This window comes from Kaistella faecalis (assembly GCF_019195395.1).
Taxonomy (GTDB): Bacteria; Bacteroidota; Bacteroidia; order Flavobacteriales; family Weeksellaceae; genus Kaistella; species Kaistella faecalis.
This window is the reverse complement of record NZ_CP078067.1, coordinates 471,455-492,907: the sequence shown is the minus strand read 5'-3', so window position 1 is coordinate 492,907 and position 21,453 is coordinate 471,455. Positions and strand designations below refer to the sequence as shown.

At 40.0% G+C, this 21,453-nt stretch carries 19 protein-coding genes; 9 read left to right on the top strand and 10 right to left on the bottom strand.

Annotation, left to right across the window (positions count from 1 at the left end):
- Nucleotides 1–40 precede the first annotated feature (40 nt).
- The 9 genes from KTV93_RS02350 (at nt 41) to KTV93_RS02310 (ending at nt 11,903) form a co-directional block, all read left to right on the top strand.
- Complete coding sequence (locus tag KTV93_RS02350) at nt 41–5,911, top strand: alpha-2-macroglobulin family protein (RefSeq protein ID WP_218249729.1); 5,871 nt, start codon at nt 41–43, stop codon at nt 5,909–5,911.
- 173 nt (nt 5,912–6,084) lie between these two features.
- Nucleotides 6,085–6,522, top strand: coding sequence for a hypothetical protein (locus KTV93_RS02345; RefSeq protein WP_218249728.1), 438 nt, complete (start codon nt 6,085–6,087; stop codon nt 6,520–6,522).
- Nucleotides 6,523–6,531: 9 nt separating this feature from the next.
- Nucleotides 6,532–8,748, top strand: coding sequence for a zinc-dependent metalloprotease (locus KTV93_RS02340; protein WP_218249727.1), 2,217 nt, complete (start codon nt 6,532–6,534; stop codon nt 8,746–8,748).
- A gap of 158 nt (nt 8,749–8,906) precedes the next feature.
- Nucleotides 8,907–9,482 carry a hypothetical protein gene (locus tag KTV93_RS02335; protein ID WP_218249726.1) on the top strand — a complete coding sequence of 192 codons (576 nt, stop codon included), beginning with the start codon at nt 8,907–8,909 and terminating at the stop codon, nt 9,480–9,482.
- 77 nt (nt 9,483–9,559) lie between these two features.
- Nucleotides 9,560–10,015, top strand: a complete 456-nt coding sequence (locus tag KTV93_RS02330) for a DUF1569 domain-containing protein (protein WP_218249725.1) — start codon at nt 9,560–9,562, stop codon at nt 10,013–10,015.
- Nucleotide 10,016: 1 nt separating this feature from the next.
- A complete protein-coding gene (locus KTV93_RS02325) occupies nt 10,017–10,499 on the top strand; it encodes a hypothetical protein (protein WP_218249724.1) in 483 nt (160 codons plus the stop codon).
- A complete protein-coding gene (locus KTV93_RS02320; RefSeq protein WP_230259180.1) occupies nt 10,496–10,933 on the top strand; it encodes a hypothetical protein in 438 nt (145 codons plus the stop codon). The genes KTV93_RS02325 and KTV93_RS02320 overlap by 4 nt, the downstream gene beginning before the upstream one ends.
- 30 nt (nt 10,934–10,963) lie before the next feature.
- A complete protein-coding gene (locus tag KTV93_RS02315; protein WP_218249723.1) occupies nt 10,964–11,368 on the top strand; it encodes a hypothetical protein in 405 nt (134 codons plus the stop codon).
- Between the two features lie 88 nt (nt 11,369–11,456).
- Complete coding sequence (locus tag KTV93_RS02310; RefSeq protein ID WP_218249722.1) at nt 11,457–11,903, top strand: VOC family protein; 447 nt, start codon at nt 11,457–11,459, stop codon at nt 11,901–11,903.
- 228 nt (nt 11,904–12,131) lie between these two features.
- Here KTV93_RS02310 and pcaF read toward each other — a convergent pair whose 3' ends face one another.
- The 10 genes from pcaF to KTV93_RS02260 all read right to left on the bottom strand — a co-directional run bounded on the left by pcaF (nt 12,132) and on the right by KTV93_RS02260 (nt 21,453).
- Nucleotides 12,132–13,349 carry a 3-oxoadipyl-CoA thiolase gene (gene pcaF, locus KTV93_RS02305; RefSeq protein ID WP_218249721.1) on the bottom strand — a complete coding sequence of 406 codons (1,218 nt, stop codon included), beginning with the start codon at nt 13,347–13,349 and terminating at the stop codon, nt 12,132–12,134.
- Between the two features lie 11 nt (nt 13,350–13,360).
- Nucleotides 13,361–13,891 (bottom strand): FUSC family protein, encoded by a 531-nt coding sequence (locus tag KTV93_RS02300; protein ID WP_218249720.1) that lies wholly within the window; start codon nt 13,889–13,891, stop codon nt 13,361–13,363.
- A 22-nt stretch (nt 13,892–13,913) separates the two neighbouring features.
- On the bottom strand, nt 13,914–15,260 hold the full coding sequence (locus KTV93_RS02295) for a 3-oxoacid CoA-transferase (protein WP_218249719.1): 1,347 nt from the start codon (nt 15,258–15,260) through the stop codon (nt 13,914–13,916).
- Nucleotides 15,261–15,298: 38 nt separating this feature from the next.
- Nucleotides 15,299–16,078, bottom strand: a complete 780-nt coding sequence (gene pcaD / locus KTV93_RS02290; RefSeq protein ID WP_218249718.1) for a 3-oxoadipate enol-lactonase — start codon at nt 16,076–16,078, stop codon at nt 15,299–15,301.
- A 97-nt stretch (nt 16,079–16,175) separates the two neighbouring features.
- Nucleotides 16,176–17,105, bottom strand: coding sequence for a dioxygenase family protein (locus tag KTV93_RS02285; protein WP_218249717.1), 930 nt, complete (start codon nt 17,103–17,105; stop codon nt 16,176–16,178).
- A 40-nt stretch (nt 17,106–17,145) separates the two neighbouring features.
- Nucleotides 17,146–17,436, bottom strand: a complete 291-nt coding sequence (locus KTV93_RS02280; protein ID WP_088360142.1) for a muconolactone Delta-isomerase family protein — start codon at nt 17,434–17,436, stop codon at nt 17,146–17,148.
- Nucleotides 17,437–17,439: 3 nt separating this feature from the next.
- Nucleotides 17,440–18,564 (bottom strand): muconate/chloromuconate family cycloisomerase, encoded by a 1,125-nt coding sequence (locus KTV93_RS02275; protein WP_218249716.1) that lies wholly within the window; start codon nt 18,562–18,564, stop codon nt 17,440–17,442.
- Nucleotides 18,565–18,716: 152 nt separating this feature from the next.
- Nucleotides 18,717–19,592, bottom strand: coding sequence for an AraC family transcriptional regulator (locus KTV93_RS02270; protein WP_218249715.1), 876 nt, complete (start codon nt 19,590–19,592; stop codon nt 18,717–18,719).
- Between the two features lie 62 nt (nt 19,593–19,654).
- Nucleotides 19,655–20,650, bottom strand: a complete 996-nt coding sequence (locus KTV93_RS02265; RefSeq protein WP_218249714.1) for an alpha/beta fold hydrolase — start codon at nt 20,648–20,650, stop codon at nt 19,655–19,657.
- A 44-nt stretch (nt 20,651–20,694) separates the two neighbouring features.
- A complete protein-coding gene (locus KTV93_RS02260) occupies nt 20,695–21,453 on the bottom strand; it encodes a tryptophan-rich sensory protein (RefSeq protein WP_218249713.1) in 759 nt (252 codons plus the stop codon).

The window sequence follows — 21,453 nt, the reverse complement described above, 5'->3', positions numbered from 1 at the left end:
TTCCCTTTAGCATCCTATTAAGACTTTAGCAATAAACCATATGAAAAATTTCACCAGAATTTTTACGCTTTTCCTTTTAATCTCTTTTATCTCACCGCTTTTTGGTCAGAAATATTACGATGACCAGTGGAAAAAAGTCGCTGAGAATTACAAAACCGGAAAATACAAATCGAATCTTCCCATTATTTTAGAAATCCAGAAACAAGCCATGAAAGACGACAATGCGAATCAGTTAATACGCTCGCTGAAAGCGGAATTCAGCATTGTGAACCAAACCCGTGATGACGGAAACAACGATTCGTCGAGTCAGTTTTTTAAAAAGCTTTCTTCTTTCGGTGATCAGCTGAAAGGAGAACAGAAACTGGTTTATGAGGTTATGCTTGGTCAGTTTTTTATGGATTATTACCAGAATGAATCGTGGGAAATTAACCAACGAACCAATATTAATAATCAGGATGTTGCCCAAATTGAAACCTGGAGCAAACTTGATTTCAAGAATTATTTAACTCAACATTTTGAAAATTTAAATAAGGTAAAGGCTGATTTGCAAAAAATACAGCTTTCAAAATACAAAGCTGTTTTCGAGGAAACTCAGGATCTAGAGTATTTCCCGACTTTATTCGACTGGAATGCGGTAAATGAAACCGAATTTTTGAAAAATTCTGAACTTTTTACTCCGAATGAACTCAAAGCGAACCATGATAATATATTGAATATTTATGACGAACTGATCGCCAGGAATTCAGGAAATTCCAAACTCTATTTTCAGCATCAGAGACTGAACTATAACTGTGAATTTACCAACTGCAAGGATAAATTAGCGCAGCTTCAGGATCTTGTAAAATCAAATACAGAAGGCGATTACAAAGTTTTGATTATTGCTGAGATCATGGATGAACTTACTTCTGAGCAGAAATATCAGGACGCGCTTTCCTGGGCTGAAACTGCGAAAAAACAATATCCGAAATCGAAGTTTTCAGATAATATAAAAAACCGGGAAAACCAGATTGTAAATCCGGTGCTGGTCATTAAATATGAAACCCACACGCAGGCAAATCTGCCGATTCATTTGGTTGCAGAGGCGAAAAATGTTCATCAGTTTTCTTTAAATATTTATGAAGTAAAAGATGATTTTCAGAATTTTTTGAAATATGTCTCCAATCAGTATGACAAAAATATTTTCCAAAATGTGAAGAAAACGCTTGTGCGTAAAGAAACCTTCAGTATTCAGGATTTAAAGGATTATGCAACCCACAAAACTTCGCTGGAAATTAAGCCGCTTCCTTCCGGAATTTATATGGTGGAATATGTGGTGGAAAATGCCATTCAGAAGAATTTTTATTTCATTTCCACATCTTCGCGAATTATTTATGCAAAAAAAGATGAAAGGAAATCTCTGGAAGACCAGCTGAAATTGGTCAGCCGCGAAAACGGAAAGTCCATTTCCAATGAAGGTCTGAAAATCTTTGAATATTCCCGCGGAACTTCCATAAATTCATTTAATGCAACTTCTGATCAGTCTGCGACTTTCAAATTCCCTGTCTCCAGCGAAAAAGATTATTACCGGTATTATCTTGTTCAGCAGCCGAAGACCAATGATTTCAATCTGATGCAGGTTTACGGAAATCAGTATTATGGCGAAAACAACATTCAGGACCGCGAACAGGCGCAGATTTTCCTTGACAGAGCGATTTACCGACCTGGACAAACTGTTTATTTTAAAGTCATTGCCACGGCTTTTAACGGACAATCCAAAGAAGAAAATGTTGTCTCGAAATCTAAACTCAATATCATTTTAAATGATGCGAACGGTGAAGAAATTTCGAAACAGCAGCTCACCACTAACGAATTTGGCTCCATCAATGGCAGTTTTATTCTTCCTCAGGGAAAACTTAACGGCGAATTCAGTATTGAAGTGGATAATGACGATGAAAAATCAGATTATCTGATCGACGGAATGAAATATTTTAAAGTTGAAGAATACAAAAGACCGAAATTTGAAGTCATTATCGATCCGGTAAAAGACGAATACAAATACGGACAAACCATAGAAATCAAAGGCAAAGCGATGACTTTTTCCGGAATTCCGCTGAGTAATGCGACCGTGAATTATGAAATAAAAAAACGCAATATCCGCTGGATGTATTTTTACTGGTATCCGCGTGGAAATGATAATGAAAACTCGATTTTAGGCGAGGTGAAAACCAATGAGAAAGGAGAGTTTACCATTAAACTGGATTTGAAAAAAGACGAAACTTTAGATGGAATTCAGATCGATAATTATGAAATCAATGCTTCCGTAACGGATATCAACGGTGAAACACAATCGGAGACGGCAAATGTGCGGGTTGCTTCGGTTTCCCATTATATCAAAGCCGACGACATTAAAGATACTTTTACCGATGAAAATTTAAAGCTTAAAGTTGAAACCAAAAATTACAACGAGCAGAACTTAAAGAAACCCTATCAGGTAAAACTTTCAAAACTGGTTGCCAATGAAAGAGTTTTCAGAGATAATTTTAAAGACGAAATTCAGGATTTGCCGAAGTTGACGAAACCGGAATTCATCCAGAAATTTCCGCATGATTATTTTTCCAAAGAAGAAAAAGAGAAAGGAATGCAATCCGTCATTCTGAACGGATTACAGAAAACGGAGGAATCCCTGGAATTGGGCAAACTCGCCGCTGGAAAATATAAACTGGAGCTTTATAATATTGAAGGAAAAGACACCATAAAAACTGAAAAAACTTTCGAAGTCTTCGATAAAAGATTCCTAACAGATTCACAGAAACCTTTCCTCAAAGTTATTCAGCCAAAAAGTGAATTCAAAAGAAGTGAAAAAGCGAAAATCTATGTTTATTCCGCAGTTCCGAATGCTTTAGTGAATATTTACGTTCAAAACGGAAACGGTGAAACGGTGACGGAACAGAAATCTTTTAAAAACGGCGTTTTGGACTATGAAGTAGCGTTCCCGAAAGATGAAAGTATCGAGCAGATCAATGTGCAGTTTCAGTTGGTCGCTTTCAATGATGTGCAGACGCAATCGGTAAATCTTAAGATTGCTTCCGATAAAAAACCGTTGAGAATTGAAACCGTGACTTTCCGCGACAAACTTCAACCGAATTCCAAAGAAAAATGGACGGTAAAAATTCTTGGCGATGACAAAGAACGCGTCAATGCTGAAGTTTTAGCCAATATGTATGATAAATCTTTGGATCAGTTTGCAGCCAATTCTTATTCCTGGCAAAAATTGTATCAGAAATATTTCCTCATCAATTCTTATGGAATCAATGAATACCTGTCTCAGGAGAACTTCAGCAAAAGGGTACCGTATCTAAATCAGAAAGGAGTTAATATTCCCGAATTTAATTGGTTTAATGGAGGAATTTACGGAAACCGAATGGAAGTAATGTATAGTGCGGCAGTTGCCGAACAGTCAAATGCTGTTCGAGCCAAATCTGAAATGAAATCGGTTGGAAATCCGCCGCCGCCGCCGCCAAAAGCCGAACGTATGGTTGATTCCACTTCTGTTTCGGATGTGGAAGAAGTTGTGGTAATTGGACTGGGCGGGAAAAAAGAGGATTTGGGGAAAATTCCGGTTCGTCAAAACTTAAACGAAACCGCATTTTTCTACCCTAATTTATTAACTGACAAAGATGGAAACGTAACTTTTGAGTTTACTTCGCCGGAAGCTTTAACTCAATGGAAACTCATGTTTTTGGCCCATACCAAAGATGCAAGATCTGCAGTTTTGGAGAAAGAGGTGGTAACGCAGAAAGAGTTTTCGGTTACACCAAATTATCCGAGATTTCTGCGTGAAGGTGACGAACTGAATCTTCAGTCCAAACTTTCAAGTTTAGTCAGTCAAAAGCTCAACGGAACGGCACAGCTTCAGATTTTGGATGCTTTTACCAATGAAGATATTTCCGGTAAATTTAGTTTGAATGAAACACAGGAAACCTTCAGTCTTGCCGAAAACGGAAATGCTGTGGTCAACTGGAAACTTAAAGTTCCGAACGATGTGTCTTCGATCATTATTAAAATCGTAGCCAAAGCCGGTAATTTCTCTGATGGTGAACAAAAAGCAATCGCCGTGTTGCCAAACAGAATGCTGGTTACCGATGCTGTTCCGATTTTCGTGAAAGAAGGTCAGACCAAAACGTTTACACTGGAAAATTTAGCCAAAAATACTTCAACAACCGCCACTAATTTTTCCAATACTTTGGAACTGACAACCAATCCAATCTGGGAAATTATGTTTGCTTTGCCAAGTCTGAAAAACGACCAAAACAATTCAGCTGATGTTATTTTTAATAAATGGTTTGCTGATGTTTTGGCTTCTGAAATTTTTAAAGCCAATCCAAAACTGAAAACTGTTTTTGAAGAATATCAAAGCAAAGGTTTACTGACTTCAAATCTTGAAAAAAATCAGGAACTGAAACAGTTGCTGCTGGAAGAAACGCCTTGGGTTTTGGACAGTAAAAATGAAACGGAACAAATGGAAAAATTGGCTCGTCTTTTTGATGCAAATACGATGCGGAATTCCATTCAAAGCGATTGGGCAGAGCTGAAAAAACTGCAAAATCCGGATGGTGGATTTTCGTGGTATCAAGGTTATCCAAGTTCGTATTATAACTCGCTGTACATTTTGAAATCTTTAGGAAAAATTAATGAATGGCTGAAAGGAAATACCGCAGATTATCAAAGTTCTGAACAGAAAGAAATGGTTTCTAAACTGATCAGTTTTGTGGATACGGAAGTGAATAAATATGGGCAGATCGATAAAAAGAACGTGGTTAATAATTATGTTCTGGACTATCTCGATACCCGAAATTATTGGGAGAAAGAATATCCTTTAAAAGCGAAAGGAACTGCGCTGAAAAATGCCGTAATTTCCAAAGCGAAAACAGAAAAAATCACCGATTTTACTTTCTTTGGATTGCACCGTTTAGCGATTTTATTTGACAGTTACGGATTGAAAGATGTTTCGAAAAAATTCCTGACTTATCTTAAAGAAACTTCTACAGATACAGAAACTCAGGGCGTTTACTGGAAACAGAATCTGAACGATTGGGGCTGGTACAATTCTAAAACTGTAAATCACGCCGGAGCTTTGGAGGCGTTTAATAAACTGACGCCTAACGATACCAATTTCATTGAGGAAATGAAAATCTGGCTGATTACCCAGAAAGAAGTGAATTCATGGGGAAGTTCACGTGGGACTGCAGAAGTGATTTTTACTATTTTAAATTCAAGGAAATCATGGACGAATTCAGAAAGCGATGCAGCAACCATTATTTGGGGCGGAAAAGAACTTGTAAATCCGGATACAAAAGCAACAGGTTACGTAAAAAGTTCAGTGAAGGAATCTGTAATTGATAAAAATTTAGGAACGGTTACTGTCACCAAACCCGGTCCCGGAATTGTTCAGGGGGGCTTGTTCTGGCAGTATTATGAGGATCTGGACAAAATTAAATCCTCCGAATCTTACCTTTTGATCACGAAAGAACTGTATAAAAAAGTGAAAACCGTAAACGGCGAAGAGTTAATTAAAATCACAGAAAATTCACCGTTAAAAGTGGGGGATAAAGTTACCGTAAGAATGATTTTGAATACCGACAGAAATATGGAATTCATTCATTTGAAAGATATGCGTGCTGCAGGTTTTGAGCCGTTGAACATTATTTCAGGTTATGAATGGAAAAACAGTTTGGGTTATTATCAGTCCACGAAAGATGCTTCAACAAATTTCTACATCGAATATATGCCGAAAGGGAAGTACGTTTTCGAGTACGATTATATCTGCAACGCATCGGGAACTTTCAGCAACGGAATTACCACTCTGCAGAATTATTACGCGCCACAGATGAATGCGCATACGAAAGGCACGAAGGTAACTATCACTCAATAATTAAGAACGGACTTCGGTCCGTTTTTTTTTTCTATTATATACTAAAGAAATAAGCTAATAGATAAGGAAAATGATATTGTTTTGATAGAAATATTGTCAAAGGAGTGCTCTTTTGCTAAAAAATATGTATTTTCGTCAGTTCATAAATGAATTGAACTCATAATAAGTAATTTATGCGCTATATTTTGTTGTTGTATATTGTAATGTCCTGCCAGCAGCTTCATGTAAAACCTGTTGAAGATTTGAAAAATATGGAATTTTCCGAAATCAATCATGTAAACGTGAAGCTTATTGAAAGTGAATCCGAGATCCTGAATTCGCAGAAAAGTATTGACCGCATATATAACACCATCAACATGAATAACCCTTCTCCGAGGAAAAATCCAATACCGTCTTTTACTGAAACAGAAATGTATATTCTGGTACAGCCAAAGATTGAAAAATCAGATTTCACTGTTACGGGGGTATCTGGCGGCGGTAATACATTAAAAATTACTGTTCAGCCCTATGATAATCGCGAGTATACAGGCAGGTCTAATCCCGCAAGTGTTATCGTCATCAGTAAAAATCATCAGTTTAAAACGATAGAAATTCAAAAAATAAAACCATAAAATTTTCGCATGAAATCAAAACTACTATTGACAGCGGCAGTGATGTTTTCGGGAATAGTTTTCTCGCAGACAAACCACTGGAAGTCGGTCGCAAGCGTAGACAGCAAGGCGCCCGTGTATGACAAGACCTCGACCCCGGTAAAGTATAAATTATTTAAACTTAATCTGGAGGATCTTAAAAATGATTTGGCTACAGCACCACAGAGATTTTCTAATAACGAATCGCTCATCCTGAAATTTCCTACTGCAGACGGAAAGCTCGTAAACTATGTGGTAAACGAAGCCTCGGTAATGGATCCTGTTTTACAGGCAAAATTCCCGGAGATCAGATCGTATGTAGGTTATGAAAAAGGAAACCAGAGCAACTCAATCCGATTCAGTGTCAGCCCGTACGACGGGATAAATATAATGTACTTCAACGAAGGAAAAACCGCTTATCTTGATGCTCATACTCAGGATAAATCTACGTACATGGTGTACGACCGTAAAGAATTGCCAAGTGTGGGTGGTTTTGTATGCCATTACGAAAATCCTGAAGAAAACACGGCAGCAATTGAGCCACAGGCACAGGCGCTGGTTCAGGATGGCCTGTTTAGAAATTACCGTTTGGCACTTTCTTCCACTGTTGAATACTCTAATTATCACATCAACAGGGCAGGATTAGGATCTGGCACGGTTGAACAGAAGAAGGCTGCAGTTCTTGCGGCAATGAATACTACGATGACCAGAGTGAATGGGGTATACGAAAAGACGATATCATTAACCATGACCATGATACCCAACAATGATTTGTTGATTTCGATCGGGACTGATGCTTACGGACCTGGATTTACCAATAATAACGGTAGTTTACTCCTTAACGAAAATCAAGCCTTTATCGATGCAACAATCGGAACAGCAGCTTACGATATCGGTCACATCTTCAGTACCGGTGGCGGTGGAATCGCGCAGTTGAGATCGCCGTGTACTACGAGTAAGGCTCGTGGTGTTACAGGTCGCTCTGCACCGAGAACCGATGCCTTTGACATCGATTATGTAGCACACGAGATGGGCCACCAGTGGGGAGCCCAACATACTTTTGATAATTCGTGTGGTGGTAACAGATCGTCAGGAAGCTCCGTCGAGCCTGGAAGCGGAAGTACGATAATGGCTTATGCCGGAATTTGCGCGCCTAATGTGCAGCCTAACAGTGACGCTTACTTCCATGTAGTAAGTGTGAATCAAATGTATACTAATATCACCACTCAGAACAGCTCTGTATGTGGGGAAAAAACTCCGAACAATAATCAGGTTCCGGTAGTTCAGCCTCTTGCGAATTATACCATTCCAGCGGGAACCGCATTTGTACTGACCGGTACCGCATCTGACCCTGACGGTGACGCAGTTACCTATCTTTGGGAACAAACCGATACAAGAACTTCAACAACTTCAACTGAACCTTCGCCAACTCAGACCAATGGAGCAGTATTCCGTTCTGTAACGCCTACAACGTCTCCTCAGCGATATTTCCCCATGATGGCCTCCATAGCTGCAGGTAATCTTGCGCCAATATGGGAAGTTATCCCAACCGTGGCAAGAACGCTTAATTTCGCGCTGCTCGTTAATGACAATAAGGCGACAGGTAATCAGGCTGCAAGGCAAAATATGGTAGTAACTGTTGCAGGCACGGCACCTTTCAGAGTCACTTCTCAGAACGTCGCAGCTACCTATACTGGAGAAACAGCACTTACCGTAAACTGGGATGTTGCAGGGACCAACGCCGCTCCAATTAATACTGCAAATGTTCAGGTTTTGCTTTCCACCGATAACGGATTAACTTATCCGACAGTTTTGGCTGCAAGTGTACCGAATACAGGAACTGCAGATGTAATACTGCCGAATATTGATACCTCTAATGCAAGAGTTATGGTGAAGGCGGTTAACAATATTTATTTTGCAGTAAATGCTACCAGATTTAATATTACTAAAAATCTTGCAGTGAGCGATACTTCTAAGAAAGGCTTCAGTCTTTATCCGAATCCTGCCAAAGGTGAAGTAAATGTTCAGTTGAAAAATAATGTAAAATCTGATTTCAAGATCTATGATCTTTCAGGAAGATTAGTGAAATCAGGATCACTCGCCGCAGATCAGAACAAGATCAGTATCGGTGCACTGAAAACAGGAACGTACAGAATTGTAGTTTCAGCTGACGGGGCAACCTACAGCCAGAATCTTATAGTAAAGTAAAATTTCAATATCCAAAAAAAGGCTGCCAATGGCGGCCTTTTTTTATTTTATCTGTTTCGCTAAGACAGTCTGTTACTAACAAAATGTTTATATTTGAGAAGGATTCGTCTTCGGATCTTTTAGCTATCATAAATTCGTTAACACTCATATTAAAAAGCATGGTAAAAAATTTTACATTACTTATTTTTACAATCTTATTTTACAATCTGAATGCTCAGAATAAACAGATACCTAGCGAAATATTCTGGAACAGTTTAAAAAATCACTGCTCTAAATCCTACGAAGGAAAAATTACAGCCGGCGGTAAAGAAGGCGACGGTTTCACCGGTAAGCGTCTGGTGATGCAGGTTTTGAGTTGCGAATCTAACAGAATCAGAATTCCGTTTTATGTAGGTGAAAACAGTTCGCGCACTTGGGTTTTATCAAAGAATGATAAATCAATTTTAAAACTTAAGCACGACCACCGCCACGAAGACGGTACAGAAGATCAGGTGACGCAATACGGCGGTCAGGCTCCGAATCAGGGCTTAGAAAATCTTCAGATTTTTCCGGCAGATGAAGAAACTGCCAACAGGATTTCTTACGCTTCAACGAATGTTTGGTGGATTACTTTGGATGAGAAAACATTCAGTTATAATCTGCGTAGAATTGGCAGCGACAGGGTGTTTACAGTTGAATTTGATTTAACCCAGCCTATTGAATTCAGTTCAAAACCATGGGGCTGGAAACAATAGTGATGATACTCTAAAATAGTTTCAGGAGCAAACTCAAAAAATATTAAATTTGTTTTGAAATAAAAAAACCTGAAAACATGCAGAACATTTTCGACGCTAAAGATGCGCAGAATTACATCGACAGAATCAATACACTTACGCCGGAAACCCAGAGAAAGTGGGGCAAAATGAGCGTAGATCAGGTACTTGCTCATCTGAACGTTGCTTACGAAACGATTTACGAAACTGATAAACATCCCAAACCGGGTTTTATTGCAGGATTTCTGCTGAAAAATTTTGTGAAACCAAAAACTGTAAATGAAATTCCGTACAAGCAGAATATCCCGACGGGTCCGATGTTTATCATCAAGGGCAACAAAGATTTTGAAACCGAAAAAAAGCGTTTGATCGGTTTCATCCAAAAAACCCAGCAGTTGGGTAAAGAAGCTTTTGACGGTAAAATGTCGCACTCGTTTGGCAAACTTACCGCTCAGGAATGGAACAATATGCTGGCGAAACACCTGAATCATCACCTCGGCCAGTTTGGTGTTTAATATGAAATATGTTTTCTTTTTTCTTTTGTGTTTTATTATTACGTCAGCACAGAAGAGCATTGACCTGCCTGACTTAATTAAGAATAACGGTCATTATTTTGAAGGGGAAAAGGGTAAAAAACAGTCGATAAAAGTTACTTTTAGTTCAGTATTGATGAGTACCGGAATATCAAGCCTGTATGACGTAGAAGGAAGTTTGCAGATCGGTGATGAGACTCATAAGATTACAGGAAATGTGAATTACAATCAAACGGAAACTGCCATAGTGAATGATGAATCAATTCAAATATACAGCGCTCTCTTAAACATTGAAAAGCAAGGTGTTTTTAAAGGTTCTTTGGGACTTAAATTAATGCCCAAATTATTTAATGTTATTGTATTTGAAGGGGTTTTGCAAAAAGATAAAAAGAAAGTCCCGATGCATTTTGACAATTCTAATCAAATTATGACCTATCTGGAATCGCTAAAACAACCAAGCAAATGAAAAAATTCCTATTAATATTCCTGCTAGCATCAGGTTTCGCGTTTTCGCAAATGCCTAATATCGCTGAAGTGTGGATGAATAAATCCCAACCTTACACGGGAACAATTGCAGGCAAAGAACCTCTCAAGATCAAAATTAATATTTCAGAACAGAACAGGAAAAACGATCAGGAATATTTTCTCGCAGGATATTCAATGGTTGAAAAGAACTTTTCAAAATTTGAAGGAAAACTGAAAATCAACCAATACCGCGACGGCAAAAAACGCAGTACCGTGTATGGTGAATACGGCTTGCGGAAGAACCGAAAGGCAAACATTCCGGTATTTTTACCGGTAAATTCATTTACACTTTTATGTGGAATGCAAAACTTCAGCAGGTCGAAAAACAGTTCATCGAATTCATCGGAAACTGGAAGAGCTATGATGGAACATTAAGTTATAAAACAACATGGAAAAACCAGTAAAATGTTAAGAAAAGCAGCAGCAATAATCGCTGGAATAGTAGCCACCAGTATCGCCGTTGGGCTCGTTCAGCAGTTGGGTCATTATCTTTATCCACTTCCTGCAGGCACTGATCCCAGTGATGCAGCAGCGATTAAAGATTACGTTGAACAGGCACCGTTTATGGCCGTTTTCTTTGTCATTATTTCTTATGCCGCAGGTGCATTGGCAGGAGGTTTTGTATCAACAATAATTGCAAACGACGGTAAAAAAATCTACGCCATCATTATTGGGATTTTCTTTCTAATAACGTCGGTCTATATGATGATCACCATTCCGTCGCCCATTTGGTTCTGGATTCTTGGGATTGCTGTTTGGGCCCTGGTTTTAGTAGGCTATCGGTTGGCTCTAAAAAAAACAAGAGTATAGAAATCAATGTTTTCGGAAACTCATTTTTCTGAAAATTTTTATAAAGAGGAACTTTTTTCATCAATTAAATAACAAAAAAACTACAATCATGGCACAGGTAAACGCGTACTTAACTTTCAACGGAAACTGCGAAGAAGCTTTTAATTTCTACAAATCCGTTTTCGGCGGAGAATTTCCTTATATCGGCCGTTTCGGTGATATGCCTTCCGGTGAAGAAGGCAAACAGATGTCTGAAGATGATAAAAACAAAATCATGCACGTCACCCTGCCTATTTCTCAGGAAACGGTTCTGATGGGATCTGACACAGGCGGGGAATATGCGTCGCAATTCATTCAGGGAAACAATATTTCACTTTCAATCAACACCGATTCTAAAGAAGAAGCCGACAGGCTTTTCAACGGTCTTTCCGAAGGAGGAAATGTGACAATGCCTCTCGCGGAAACGTTTTGGGGCGCGTATTTTGGCATGTGGACCGATAAGTTCGGCATCAACTGGATGGTGAATTACGATGATCCGGAGAAAACCCAACATTAAAATTTTCAGGAGCAACAGGGTTTCGCTTTTTTGCTGAAACCCGTCCCGCTTTCCGCACTCGCTTTTTCAGGCCGCGGCTTTGCCGCGGCCCAAAAAAGCTCAAACACATGCTCCAATCGGGGCTATAAAATAATTTTGGTGTTTTATTCAGAGAATACCATTCAGCACCAACTAAAAACCCTTTCAATTGAAAGGGTTTTATATTTCACATTGGTTATTCAGCGACAATTATACATTTACATTTTCCAGAATCACCGCGTAACCCTGTCCAACACCGATACACATTGTAGCCAATGCATATTTTTTGCCGGTTTTATTCAGTTCGAAAGCTGCAGAATAGGTAATCCGCGTTCCGCTCATTCCAAGTGGGTGACCAAGTGCAATAGCACCTCCGTTCACATTTACTCTTGCATCGTCATTTGCAATTCCAAGTTCCTTCAGACACGCGATACTTTGCGCCGCGAAAGCTTCGTTCAGTTCGATGATATCGATTTGGTCTAAAGTAAGATTGGCTCTTTTTAATGCCAGTTTTGTAGCATCAACAGGGCCGATTCCCATAATTCGGGGTTCAACTCCCACAACAGCGGAACTTACTATTTTCGCTAAGGGTTTCAGGCCGTAATTTTTTACCGCGTCATCAGACGCAATAAGCACTGCAGCAGCACCGTCATTTAATCCCGAAGCATTTCCAGCAGTTACGGTCCCGTTTTCTTTAATAAAAGCGGCTCTCAATTTTCCTAAACCTTCCATTGTGGAATTAGGTTTAATGAATTCGTCTTTGTTGATAATGACCGGATCGCCTTTTCTCTGAGGAATCGCGATATCAGAAATTTCTTCTGCCAACCTTCCGGATTCCTGCGCTTTTTTTGCTTTCATCTGAGAATTCAAAGCAAATTCATCCTGTTCCTCGCGTGATATTTTATAGATTTCGGCCAGGTTTTCCGCGGTTTTGCCCATGGCTTCTGTTCCGTACATTTTCTCCATCTGCGGATTGACAAAGCGCCATCCGAAACTTGAATCGTACATTTTAGAATCAGTTCCAAAAGCGCTTTCTGCTTTCGAAATCGCGTAAGGTGCGCGTGACATTCCTTCCACACCGCCGGCAATAAAAAGATCCCCTTCGCCGGATTTTATCGCTCTCATCGCCTGAGCAATTGAGCTCATTCCTGATGCACAAAGCCTGTTCACGGTTTCTCCCGGAACACTGGTTGGAAGTCCGGCCAAAAGCAGAGCCATTCTTGCAACGTTTCTGTTATCTTCTCCGGCCTGATTTGCGCAGCCTATAATCACATCATCAATTTTATCCAAAGGTAATTCCGGATTTTTGGCTACAAGGCTTTTAATCACGGAAGCCATCAGGTCATCTGTTCTTACCGGTGCTAAACTTCCTTTGAAATTTCCAATGGCAGAACGGGTTCCGTCGATAATATATGCTTGTTTATTCATATTTTTTTAATTTAATTTTTATTACTGATGTGGTATTCCAGATCAAGTATTTTGCGGTGCACAAATTTAATCATAAAAGCCGTGGAAACGGTAACCAGCAAACCGATTATGCAGCCGATGAATACCGATACGAACCTTTCCACCGGTGCCATAAAACTTTCGTCCGGCCGCTCCATCAAAACGATGATGATCGCAACAATGGCGCTCCGCGACACATTCAGTAGATTAAACAGTTTGCAGATCAGCGCTGCCGCTGTAATTCCGATCAGAATTTTAAAATACAGCTCAATCGGGAGTGAAAATACAATAATTCCGGATAATGCACCGATAAAATTAGCTTTCACCCGCTCAATGGATAATCTTTTCGAATCTTTCCCTTCCGGAGAAATGACCAGCAGAATAGAAAGCAATGCCCAAAAAAGATCAAACCCCGGAAAGGTTTTTAAAAGAAAATATCCAATAGAAAATCCAATAATACACCGGATAATGTAAATTAAAATCGGTGAAAAAAGAAAAGCTCTTATTTTGTTGGTTTTCTTCAATGCCTGGGTTTAAGCCGTTTTTTTATGAAAGTCTTTCTTCAAACTTTGCAGCAGTTTTTTCGCGGACTTCTTCTAATGTTGCGCCCGGCATAACCTCCGTCAGGGTTAATTTACCATCGATGTATTTAAAAACTGCAAGATCCGTAATTACGACATCGACAGATTTTAAAGCCGTCAAAGGTAAATCGCAGACGGGAACGATTTTCGAAGTTCCGTCTCTTTCGGTATGCATCATCGTGATGATGAGTTTTTTCGCGCCCGAAGCCAGATCCATTGCGCCGCCAACTCCTAAAAGCGGTTCGCCCGGAACAGCCCAGTTGGCAAGATTTCCAGCTTCATCCACCTGAAGACCGCCCATCACCGCGGTATCGATATGTCCGCCGCGGATCATTGCGAAAGAATCGGTGCTGTCGAAATAGCTGGTTCCCGGAAGTGCTGTAACGGGGATTTTTCCTGCATTCACGGGATAATCCATTGCGCCGCCGCCATCTTCAGGAACAGGACCAACACCCAACATTCCGTTTTCTGTATGAAGAATGATTCCGTGTTCTTCGGTGATCAAATCTGCTACTAAGGTTGGAATTCCGATTCCCAGATTCACCACTTCGCCTTTCTGAAGCTCGGCTAAAGCGCGTTTTGCCATATTCATTCTTTTTTCCGAAACGACTTTTGATTTGCTTACCGAACCTGAACTTCCGAGTTCTTCCAAAGTCGTATGCGCCTGAACCAAATAGTCGATATAACAGCCTTGTGTGTGAATATTTTCAGCGGCAATTTCGCCAACCTCAACAATTTCTTCCACTTCTGCAATCACCAGATCAGCGGCAGTTGCGAAAGCACGGTTAAAATTCTGCTCCGTCATTCTGTACTGAAGATTCCCTGCAGTGTCAGCTTTCCAGGCGCGGATAAAGGCTACATTTCCTCGGATCCCGGGAACGAAAACCATTTCTTTTCCGTTGATGATTTTGGTTTCTCTTCCTTCTGCAATTTCGGTTCCGGCAGAAGTTACGGTATAAAAGCCGCCAATTCCTGCGCCGCCTGCCCGAACCGCTTCTGCGAGCGTTCCCTGCGGGATGAGTTCATATTCTACATCGCCGTTTTGGGCTGCTTTTACGGCTTCAGGATTTGAAGTGAAAAAGGAGCCGATCATTTTTTTTATCTGTCCGTTTCTTAAAAGCCGGCCACCGCCTAAGCCAGGTTCGCCAACATTATTTCCGATGAAAGTGAGGTTTTTCGTTTCTGTTTCCGCCAAAGCGTGCATCAGGTGAACCGGATTTCCGGTCATCCCGAAACCGCCCTGTAAAAGGGTGTCGTCATCTTTTACCAACGCTGCGGCTTCCTGTGGTGTAATTTGTGGAACGTGTTTCATTTTACTTTTTTTATATTTAATGCAAACTGCATATTTCTTTATTGATTTAAAAACCGAACAACCGCGTCGTTGAATTCAGTTGGTTTTTCGAAGTTGGAAAGATGGCAGGTTTCCAAATAAATATGTTCTGAATTTCTGATATTTTTCTGTAGAAAATTGCCGTCTTCAACTGTTGTTACTTCATCGTATTTTCCTGAAATGACGAGGGTAGGAATATTGATTTTGTCGAGTTCATTTCTGAAATCGGCATCGCGGACCATCGCACAGTTGGAAATATATCCCTGCAAAGGCGTTGCAGCGAAATTTTTCAGAATTCCATCCACTTCATTTTTATGATTTTTATTGAAACTTTCCGTAAACCATCTTTCGGCAGTTGCTTCAAGAATGGAAGAAAGTCCGTTTTCGGATACGCTTTTGATCCGGCTGTTCCAGCCCTCAGCGGTACCGATTTTGGCTGCTGTATTGGAGATAATCAATTTTTTAAGTCTTCCATCAGCACTTAATGCCAGCCACTGACCAATTAATCCACCCATTGAAATTCCACAGAAATAAAATTCCTTAATTCCTAAAAATTCAGTGAGTTGTAAAATATCGTTTCCTAGAAGTTCAGCACTGTAATCGCCCTCCGTTACTTCGCTTTTTCCGTGTCCGCGGGTATCGTAGAACAGAATGTTGAAATGTTTTGAAATCTCTTCCCACTGTTTTTCCCACATCGAAAAGTTGGTTCCCAATGAATTTGAAAATACGAGCGTGTTCTCTTTGCCGTGATTTTCAAAAAGATAGTTGATTTCTGTGTTATTTACTTTTGCTGAAGGCATTTAATTAAATTTTTTGTCTTTCAAAATTGAAAAAACCAAACAAACTCTACATCCGGAAATGAAGAGTCTGTCTGAAGATTAGATTGATTTCAAACTGTTATGATGCGAGTGCTCTCGTTCTGTGATTTTCGCCGTTATCATGAATTGCTTCTTCTTTCACAATAGTGAAATTGAAAAATGAATGTGCGTAAGCTTCGTCTCCGTAACCATTAGCGACAGCTTCTTCCGCGGAATGTCTGGTAATTTTAGGTACCAAATCTGCTTTCGTTGCAAAAGCAAAATCTTCAAAAATTAAAGGATCTCCTTCGATATTGATCTGGGTAGTCAGTTTTCTGTAACCCGGCGCTGTAACGAAGAAGTGGATATGCGCAGGTCGGCTTCCGTGTCTTCCCAAAAGCGTCATCATTTTATCGGTTGCGCTTCCGGGCGGACATGAATATCCCGGTGGAACAACGGTTTTGAACTTATATTTTCCATCAGCTCCAATTCTGATGGCTCTTCTTAAATTGTATTCAGACTGACTTGTATCGAAATAAGAATACATTCCATGTTCGTTGCAGTGCCAAACTTCCAGCAAAGCGCCTTCTACAGGATTTCCGTCAACATCTTTTACGGTTCCTTCCATATAGAATCTTTCCAGATTGCGGTTTTCTTCAGGATTGTTTTCCAGTTCCGCATAAGATTCAGTTTCCGGAGAACCCGCAACATAAAGCGGTCCTTCGATGGTTCTCGGTGTTACATTATTTAATCCTGCCTCCTGGTCTTCATGATCCATCATGTCATCCATGAATTTTTCAATTCCTAAACCTGCGAAAAGCAATCCCCATTCGTTGTTCTGCCCAACCGTTTTCAGATAATCTGCTGCGTGCCACATTTCCTCCGAAGTAATATTAAGGTCGACCATTGCATAAAAAAGGTCTTTCAGAAGACGGTTTGTAATTTCCTTTACTCTCTCATTGCCCTGTCCGGCTTTTTCCTGACTGGTGATTACCGCCAATACGGCATCTATCTGTTCTCTTGTCATCATGATTTTTAAATTTTTTTGAATTGATATTGTTGTTAAATTTTTAGAGAAGTGTTTCGCGCAAAGCGTTCGGGTGTTTGCAGACACTGGTTACTTTGATGGTCATGTAAGGGAAAAGTGGGAGGGAACTCAGGATTTCATGAAGTTCATCCGGACTTTCTACTTCCAGAACACTGATGTTGGAATATCTGCCCGCAACGCGCCAGAGATATTTCCATTTCCCGGAATTCTGCCACTTTTGGGAAGTTTCCTGTTCTCTTTGCATGAAAGATTTTTTTTTGTCTTCGTCCCAGGTTTCGGGGATGTGAACATCCATTTCTACTACGTATACCATGATTTATTTTCTTTTGTAATGATTTATTTTGTCTTCGTCCACTTCGATTCCTAATCCGGGACCTTTCGGGAGTTCGAGTTTGCAGTCTTTAAATACCATCGGATTGGTGACGATATCGTCGGTCAAAAGCATTGGTCCAAAAAGTTCGGTTCCCCAGCTTAAATTGGTAAACGTGCTGAAAATATGCGCCGATGCTACGGAACCAATTGTTCCTTCAAGCATAGTTCCGCCGTAAAGACCGATGTCGGAAGCTTCTGCCATACCGGCGATTTTTGCAGCGTTATAAAGTCCGCCTGTCTTCATAATTTTGATCGCGAAAACACTTCCGCCACGGATTTTGCAGAGTTTAATTGCATCTTCGATTGTCGCCACGGCTTCATCTGCCATAACCGGGACGTGGAAATATTCTGTAAGCCGCGCCAGTCCGTCGAAATTTGTTTTAATGATAGGCTGTTCAATTAAATCGATGCCGTTGTCCTGCAGGATTTTAATCCATATTTTTGCATTAAATTCACTCCATGCCTGGTTGATGTCCACGGTAATTCTGATGTTTTCGCCCAGGGTTTTTTTTATGGCAACAACATGCGCTACGTCTTTTTTGGGTTCGTTGCTTCCGATCTTTAATTTAAAAGTGTTGTGACGGTTAATTTCAATCAGGTGTTTAGCTTCTTCAATGTCCTTTTCGGTATTTCCGCTGGCTAAAGTCCACAAAACAGGCAGTTTATCGTTAATAGAACCGCCGAAAAGTTCAGCGATAGAAACGCCAAGACGTTTTCCCTGTGCATCGAGTAAAGCGGTTTCAATACCGGCTTTAGTGAAGGTGTTTCCTTTGACATTCCGGTTGATTTCATGCATCAGGACATTAATGTTGGTCGCATCTTTTCCGGTCAATAGAGGCGAAATATACTGATCAACAGCCAGCTTCATGGATTCCGGAGATTCCGGTCCATAGGTCATTCCGCCGATCGTTGTAGATTCTCCCCAACCTATAATACCGTCTGTGGAAGTGATTTTAATAATCACCATCGTCTGCTTCATCATCGTCGCCATTGAAAGTTTGTGCGGACGGATGGTCGGTAAATCTATAATTGAGGCTTCTACACTTATTATTCTAGGATTCTGTCCCATTGATATGATGGTAATATTCAGTTAAACTTATCTTATAAATCTATAAACCGAAATTACCACACCCCGAACGGATGAAGTAGGATTTTTTGAAGGATTAATAGGAGTTTTTGTAAATAAGCAGATAATCCTGCTTAAATATTGCTTTTACAGCATCAGTTGAGATTGGACCTGTACTGTTTTGGGGTCTGTCCGGTTTTCTGTTTGAAGAGTCTTGCAAAATAACTCGGATCATCAATGTCGAACTGATAAGAAACTTCAGAAATGCTGAATTCGGGATTCTTTAAGGTTGATTTAATATTAAGGATAAGGAAATCCAGAATAACCTCTTTGGGAGATTTCCCCGAAATGGCCTTGCAGATCTGGCTTAAAGCTGCGACCGTAATTCCAAGTTCCGACGAGTAATCTTCAACTCTTTTTTTAATGGAATTGTTTTCCTGAACCAGTTTCTTGAAATTCCGGAAAACGGTTCTTTCATTTTGGTTAAGCGTATGGATAACCGTCTGGTTGGAATGATTGATTCTGTATAGCCGCAACAAAAGCATTCCCACAAGATATTGAAGCGCCAAATCTTTTCCCGGAAGTGCATTATTATACTCAAAAACGCATTTGTGAATGGTATTGTAAACGTCTTCAACCAATTGGTTTTTCTGGCTGATTTTAGTAATACTGATCGTATCGAGCTCGTAAATCACTTCCACATCAAACTTCAGCATCTGCTCGACAGCGTTTGCGGAAAGTGAAATTAAATATCCTTTAGAACCGGGTTCAAACTCAAGGCCATGAAAAACCGACTGTGGAATCGTGATAATGGAAGGTTGATCAACAGCAAAATGTTCGTTATTCGCCAAAAGCTCAACTTTTCCTTTTTCGAGGACGAAGATTTGAAAAAGATTGCGGTGAGCGTGGGTTTTTACGGAATACCCAATCCGCGAGAACATTTCATCAAGTGAGACGATGTTGATGATTTCGCGTACCAGCTTGATGTGATTTTCACCAAAAATTCCGTTGTAATAAACCTTCTGAGACATTTCTTAAAATTACAAAAAATTAAGAATATGAAAATGGTTTTTCCCGAAAACTCATTTCGGCGTTATTTGATAAACTCCATTAAAGGCGTAATAAACCGGTCGAAAACTTCGATATGCGGCGAGTGTCCTACATTTTCAAGCTCGACCAATTTCGAGCCTTTGATTCTTTTCTGGGTTTCCTTTCCTAAATTTTGGTAAAGTCCCATTAAAGGCTGCAGTTCTTTCGGTGCATTTCCTTTTCCAATCGCGGTTCGGTCGCGAGTTCCGATGATGAGAAGAGTAGGAACGGTGATCTTCTGAAAATCTTCAACCACAGGCTGCGTGTAAATCATATCAGAAGTTAAAGCCGCATTCCAGGCGGTGATGGGAAAATCTTTAGAAACCGTCCAGCCTGCCAAAAGATTCAGCCATTTATCGTATTCCGGCTTCCATTTTCCGTCGTAATAAAATTTGAGCTGATAATCTTTGTAAGAATCGTAAGTGTTTTTAAGTTCTGCAGCATATTGTTTGTCGATATTCTGGTAAGGCGAAAAATTCCGGTAATCTTCTAGTCCAATTGGATTTTCGAGAATCAGTTTTTCCACATTTTCAGGATACATCACAGCCATTTTCGTGGCAAGCATTCCGCCCATTGAATGGCCAAGGACGATAAATCTATCAATTTTTAAATCATTCAGCATTGATTTGCTGTTTTCCGCCAACTGCTGAAAACTGAACTGATACTGTTTCGGTTTTGAGGATTTTCCGAAACCGATCTGATCCGGCATAAGGACGCGGAAGCCTTCTTTCTGAAGTTCTTTTGCCGTCTGTTCAAAATAATATCCGTTGAAATTTTTCCCATGAAGAAGGACTATGGTTTTTCCGTTAGGTTTTGCAGGTTGCACATCCATGAAAGCCATTTTCAACTGCTGTCCCTGATTTTTTAATTCTTTAAACTGAACGGGAAAAGGATAATTTACCGCCGTAAGTTCAGCGTCCAAAGGCTGTAATTTTGATAAGTCCTGTGCTTTTGAAAATAAAGAGAATAATAAGATGAATAATGTGATTGGAAACTTCATATCGATCAATTTTCCCAAAAATACAAAAACAATCTGTCTTTGCTCTAAAGCACGCTTCTTTTATAGAGATTGGTGCAGCTGCTGATAAAAAGAACTGTAGCTGCAATTATTGCAAAAATAGAGACTGCTGAACCCGCTTCATTTGACTGTGAGATGGCGATAAATGCCCACGCGCCGACAAAAGCGAAGAACGGTGCGTTTTTCTGCCATGTCATCATAAGGTGGATAACAGATGCGACTGCGATCATAATAATCGTCCATGTGCTTTCAGAAATTCCCCAGCCGTTCCAACCGATTTTATGAAGCCAGGAAGCAGTTGCAACAATTAAGGCTACACTCATCCATCCAGCGTATATTTGAAAAGGAATATTAATGAACCCTTTTTCCGCGGTACTGTTGTTATATTTTAAAGCTTCAAGTAAAATTTTGGTGAGGGAAACCATCGCAACCCCTAAAATCAAAACCGAAATTCCGCTGAAGCCGTACAACCAGGCGACGATCCACGCGCAGTTAGCAATGCAGGATATTACAAACCACCAACCGATGTTTTTTACAAAATCATCTGCTTCATTTTTGGCAGTATTAAATAAACTTCTCCCTGTGTAAAAAACGAAGCCCAACAAAAGCAGATAAATTAAACCCCAAATGGAAAATGCATAACCTGCAGGAGTAATTAAAGTATGGTACTGATCGGAAACATTTCCGATGGTTTTACCGTTGAAAATCCCTGTGTTGCTGAGATAATTAAAAATAATAGTGAAAATGAGCGAAAAGCCGTTGGCAACCTGTAGTATTTTTTTCAT